At 35.0% G+C, this 5,284-nt stretch carries 6 protein-coding genes; 2 read left to right on the top strand and 4 right to left on the bottom strand.

What is annotated here, in order from left to right; translation table 11 throughout:
- A partial coding sequence (locus tag F6K22_RS30485; RefSeq protein ID WP_293106848.1) for an alpha-amylase family glycosyl hydrolase occupies positions 1–1,483 on the top strand: 1,483 nt, incomplete at its 5' end.
- Between the two features lie 191 nt (positions 1,484–1,674).
- Here the strand turns inward: F6K22_RS30485 and F6K22_RS30490 are convergent.
- The gene (locus tag F6K22_RS30490; RefSeq protein ID WP_293106851.1) at positions 1,675–1,848 is read right to left on the bottom strand and encodes a hypothetical protein; all 174 of its coding nucleotides are present in this window, start codon (positions 1,846–1,848) and stop codon (positions 1,675–1,677) included.
- Between the two features lie 440 nt (positions 1,849–2,288).
- Complete coding sequence (locus F6K22_RS30495; RefSeq protein ID WP_293106853.1) at positions 2,289–3,275, bottom strand: sodium:calcium antiporter; 987 nt, start codon at positions 3,273–3,275, stop codon at positions 2,289–2,291.
- A 151-nt stretch (positions 3,276–3,426) separates the two neighbouring features.
- Here F6K22_RS30495 and F6K22_RS30500 point away from each other — a divergent pair, with 151 nt between their 5' ends.
- Positions 3,427–3,687: a hypothetical protein gene (locus F6K22_RS30500; RefSeq protein ID WP_293106856.1), complete on the top strand. Its 261-nt coding sequence runs from the start codon at positions 3,427–3,429 to the stop codon at positions 3,685–3,687.
- A gap of 168 nt (positions 3,688–3,855) precedes the next feature.
- Here the strand turns inward: F6K22_RS30500 and F6K22_RS30505 are convergent, their stop codons facing one another.
- Both F6K22_RS30505 and F6K22_RS30510 read right to left on the bottom strand, forming a co-directional pair.
- Positions 3,856–4,764 (bottom strand): mechanosensitive ion channel family protein, encoded by a 909-nt coding sequence (locus F6K22_RS30505; RefSeq protein ID WP_293106858.1) that lies wholly within the window; start codon positions 4,762–4,764, stop codon positions 3,856–3,858.
- A gap of 138 nt (positions 4,765–4,902) precedes the next feature.
- The gene (locus tag F6K22_RS30510; RefSeq protein WP_293106861.1) at positions 4,903–5,061 is read right to left on the bottom strand and encodes a YqaE/Pmp3 family membrane protein; all 159 of its coding nucleotides are present in this window, start codon (positions 5,059–5,061) and stop codon (positions 4,903–4,905) included.
- Between the last annotated feature and the right edge of the window lie 223 nt (positions 5,062–5,284).

Below are 5,284 nucleotides of genomic sequence, written 5' to 3' on the forward strand. Positions count from 1 at the left end.
GATGGCAATAGCTTTCAAAGCAAATAACAGTTCTGATATTCAACCTCACTCACCATCATCTATTGTAGAAACAGGAATCAGATTTATGGAAACAAAAAAACGTTTTGCTTTCAGTTTTCTAATAACGTGGGTTTGTACCTGCTTGCTGGCAGTAATTATTGGACTAACCTCCAATCCTACTCCTGCTAAAGCAGATGTTATCTACCACGCTTTCGATGAATGTTTTGCCAATGTTACAGCAGAATTGCCAGAAATTAAAGCAGCAGGATATAACTATATTCAAATTTCCCCTCCGAATCAAACACCAGGAAGGGAAGATGATGCCTGCACTTCAGATAAATACTGGTACTTTCAGTATCAGCCATTCGATTATGTTCTGGAAGGAAATTTAGGAAATGAGCAAGATTTAAAGGATTTGATTGACGCTGCTCACGAACGGGGAATTAAAGTTATTGCCGATGTGGTCTTTAATCACATGGCTAATTATCGTTTTTATCAAGATGTTGCACCTTTCCCTGAAGCATATCCGCTCTACCCAAAAAAGGAATATTTCCACGAGGCAAAATGTATCGCCGACTATAATAATCCCTACGAGGTTGAAAATGATTGGTTATGTAGTCCAAATGACAGGGAAGGATTGCCAGATTTAAGGACTGACTTACCCTATGTGCAACAGAAACAGCATGAGTATATGCAAAAACTGATGGATCTTGGCATCGATGGTTTCCGCTTTGATGCTGTCAAACACATTTCTGTTGAGGATTTGGAAAAGATAGTCGAAGTTATCCCTGAAGATAAGTTTTATTATGGTGAAGCTATCGGTCGCAATTTTGACGAGAGCATGAAATATATTCCAGTGTTTCCCAAAGTAACAGATTTTCAATTGGTTAATACCTTGAAAAGTGCTTTTACTTACGGGGGAGACTTACGCTCTCTAGTTAATCCAGCAGATACTCAGCGTGCTGTACCTGGAGACAATGCGGTTACCTTTGCTCGTAACCACGACACTTGGGCGATAGGACAGTTTGATAATTGGAAATTTGACAAGAATGATTTAGTTTTAGCAACAGCTTACGTTTTAGGGAGAAAAGAAGGAACACCTTTGATTTTAACTTTTGATGCTTTCGACCCTACAATTGTTGCTGGCACAAAATTTCACGAACAAATGATGGGAGAATCTCAATACTATCGCAATGGTAACGAAATTGCTGACAGTGCAGACAACCCAAATTTGCTGTTTATCGAGCGTGGAGATAAAGGTTTAACTATTATTAATAAAGCGGGCGAAACATTTGATGTCACTGCTGCCAAAATGCCCGGTTTAGGAGTAGGTTGTTACAATGAGCTACAGTACGACTTTGAAATGTGTGTAGACTACGGTGGTGACGGTCAAAAGTACATTAATAAATGGGGTTCCCCTAATCGTGGTGGAATTGAAATCGGTCCTCGGACTGCATTATTCTTTGTCAAAAATGAGGCTTAAGTCGTCTCTTTGATGACTATACCAGATTAATCTTGGTGAGGATAGCGATCGCCGTACTAGCACATCTACACTAAAATTGTGGGTAAAACCTAACCCCCCAACCCCCTTCCCTGGTAGGGAAGGGGGAGTATTTCTCCCCTCTCACTCATCAGGAGAGGGGTTGGGGGAGAGGTCTTCCGGGATACTGAAATTTACCCACATTTTAAAGCTAGACGTGCTAGTACAATAAATTTATTCATATTTGATAGCGATCGCCTCCTTCTGTAATCTTCTAATTTGAATGTACAAAATGTGGCTTCCAAGCTAACAGAGACTTTAATACGGCTGTCAATTTGGATATTTGTGTCATTATCTGGAATTTCCACTGAAATTATATTAAATCCGGTAGCATTGGTTTCAACAATTAATAATTAATAATTACCGAAAAATTAAGGTATAAAGCCTCTCCATTCATGGAGAAAAGAGAAAAAAAATCCTTTTACCCAATCCTCTTTTTTATTAAGAAGAGGTAATTCTCAATTCTTGAACTATTATTATAAAGAAGCTGAAGATAGAACATTATTTTTATACCGAATTAAGCAGATTTGATATGAAGTCTGCTCTTGAAGATACAGAGGTTTTCATATGAATAAACCACAATGATACTAACTCCTAATTCCTAATTCCTAATTCCTAATTACTAACTCCTAATTCCTACTGACTCCTGACTCCCGACTACTGATTATCTGGTTAAGGATAGCGATCGCTGTACAATGAATTTATTGATATTTGATAGCAATCGCCTCCTATCCCAGAAAAATTATATTCATCTCAAAACGCCAAAAATCATTACCAATAGATAAATTATATAAATACTATTAAGTACCAATACTTCCTTGAAAGAAAAACTATATTTTGGCTTACCAAAGTAAATAAATAATGAATAAAATACTCCTAATAAAGCTACAAAAAATAAGTTCACAGAATATAATTTAATATTTTCTACGGGTAAGCTTACTAAAGCTAATGGGAAAAAAGCTAGAGTCATTGTTGCCGTATTATCAGCAATAACGCTGGTAGTTGCTGCTGTAAATTGTCCGCTTTTTGCCACACTCCAAGTAGCAAAAACTTCAGGTATAATACTCAAAGTAGAAGTAATAAATAAGCCACCAATTAATTTAGCAATGCCTAATATAGAAACTATTTTTTCTGTAGCTGTGACCGTAAAGTAAGCGCCGATAATTAATGCTAATATTCCAGCAATAGCAACAATAATTTCTTCAGTTTTCCAATTTACCTTTGTACCTTTTTGCTGGTTTCTAATAATTGCTTGTGCTAAGTAAATAAAATAAGCTACCAACATTAACCAACCATCAATAGGTTGTAACCCACGCCAAGGTTTAGGAATAGTAAGTAATGCTGCTAACCCAATTATTAATAAATAGGGAATTGTTTGCACGGTTAAAGCTTCCAGTTTAATTTTTAGAGGCTGGGAAAAATTATCTGGTTTATTTTGAGAATTTTTTTGAGCAGCAAAGTAAGCAACAGTGACGATCGCGGGAACAGAAACTATATTAGAACCTAGTAAATTACCAAGTCCAATATCAGATAAACCTTGAATAGCGCTAGCAGTATTAGTTCCAATTTCTGGGCTAGCTGTGGCTAGGGCAACAAAAGCAGCACCAGCAGCTTCAGTTAGTCCCCACTGTTGACGTAATTTATTTAGAGGTTCTGCTAATTTATCAGAACCCCAATGTGCTGCCCAAATAGAAGCTAGTAAAATTAGTATCCAAAATAATAAGTTTATATTCACAATTTTATCCTTGAATTATTAAAGTCATACTAGAGAAAGATGTTTGATGAAAAATATTTTGATAATATTTACTAAATGAATGTTCAGTTTTAAAAAATTTCCGTTTAAAACATACATTACATATGTTGAAGTTAATTGAGGAATAGGAATTATGAATACTCCCAAAAATCTCACAGGAATTGAATTAATTGATTGTGCTAAAGCTAATGCTAAAGATGGAGTAGAAAAAGCTGCTCAACTATGTGGCTATGGTCAAGATATTAAACTGTTTCAGCAAAAACTTCAGCAAGCCTGTGATGAAAAAGGTATATCTATTAATGTGGATAATATTAGCGTTCTAATTACAAACCAACAATTAATCAAGGAAGAAGGTGGAATAGAAATTGCTCCTGATACTGCATCTTCTCTCTAAATCAGCGATAGGTTAAAATTCGGACCGGGGAAAAGTTATCAATATCTTCGATCTTTAAGCGAAATTTCGTAAAATTTTCTATCTAGAAAATAGTTACTGTAATTACTGTCAAATTATCTGGTAATTACAGTAACTAAATTATTGAAAATCGTGATTCAATAAATTGCTTTATAGGGAAGGCTTCGTGTTTTTCTCATTATCTGTAGGAATATCTGTAGGAAGATAATCATTATACTTATCCTGATTGTAGAAATAAACAGTCCTAATTGGATAAGGAATATTAATATCTACCCGATCAAAAACTTTCTTAATAGCAATAATTGCCTGAGTTTGAGTTCTGCGTACTTCTTTCTGTTCTGCCTTAGTCCAATAGCGCACAATAAAGTCTATTGAACTATCATTAAAACTAACTAAATCTATCTCAGGATCGGGATCTTCTAAGACACCTTCAACCTTTTGAATAAGTTTGTATAATATCTCTGCTGCTTGTGATAAAGGAGTATTATAATCCACACCTACTCCTAAGTCAGTTCGTCGAATACCAAAAGCAGTTCTTACTTGTACGGCACTGGTAAATACATTAGCATTAGGTAAAATGACTCTTTCGCCATTGTAAGTCCTAATTTTCGTAGTCCGAATATCAATTTGTTCTACAGTACCTTCATACTTATCAACTATTATTTGGTCGCCGATGCGAAATGGCTCTTGTAATAAGAGTAATATTCCTGCTAGAAAATTTTTAAATATGTCTTGAAATGCAAAACCAACTGCAACAGAACCAAGACCTAATGTGGCAATAATATCTCCTAGTTTTAAACCGGGAAAAGCAATAACACAAGCAATAATAACTCCTATTACCCAAGTACCCACATGGGTAGTTTTTGCAAGTAAAATTTGTAAGGATTTACTACGAGTTGCACGCTTTCCTACCTGTTGAGCGAGGTTCCGAAGTAATTTTGCTGCATAGCGAGTTAAAAAAATAATAATTAATGCTATTAGTATGGCTGGTATTATTTTTACGGTACTTTCAAGGACATCTTTTAATCCATTAATAATTATATTGATTATTTCATTCATATATAAGTAAAATTTCTGAACTTTAGTAACCTCTATTTAATTTATTGAAGAAGGTTTAAGGTTAAATGGATAATAAGATAGTAGGTGGTAACTTGGGCAGAAATAGCTGGATATTACCACCTAAAATACAATAACTATTTATCTTTTAGCAATAATCCAAACAGCGTGAATAATTCCAGGGATATAACCCAGTAAAGTCAAAAGAATATTCAACCAAAATTGACCGCCAAAACCTACTTGTAGAAATACGCCAAGGGGTGGTAAAAAAATCGCACAAATTAAACGAACAATATCCATGTTAATCTCCTTAATAAAATGGTTCTGTGGTATATTATCTTTCTCACTCTTTGTGAGATACCCTGGTTTTCCTTCTTTTATGTCCTTTGTTCTCTGTTTCCAATTCCCTAAAACTCCAGAACTTTGTATCTGACTCAGAGATGAGAATTGCTATATTATCAACTTGTGAGGCAAGTTTGTCAACGCTTTATATGAAATACGACAAATGATGCTAGTTATGAAT

The organism is Okeania sp. SIO2F4 (assembly GCF_010672385.1).
In the GTDB taxonomy this organism is placed as follows: Bacteria; Cyanobacteriota; Cyanobacteriia; order Cyanobacteriales; family Microcoleaceae; genus Trichodesmium.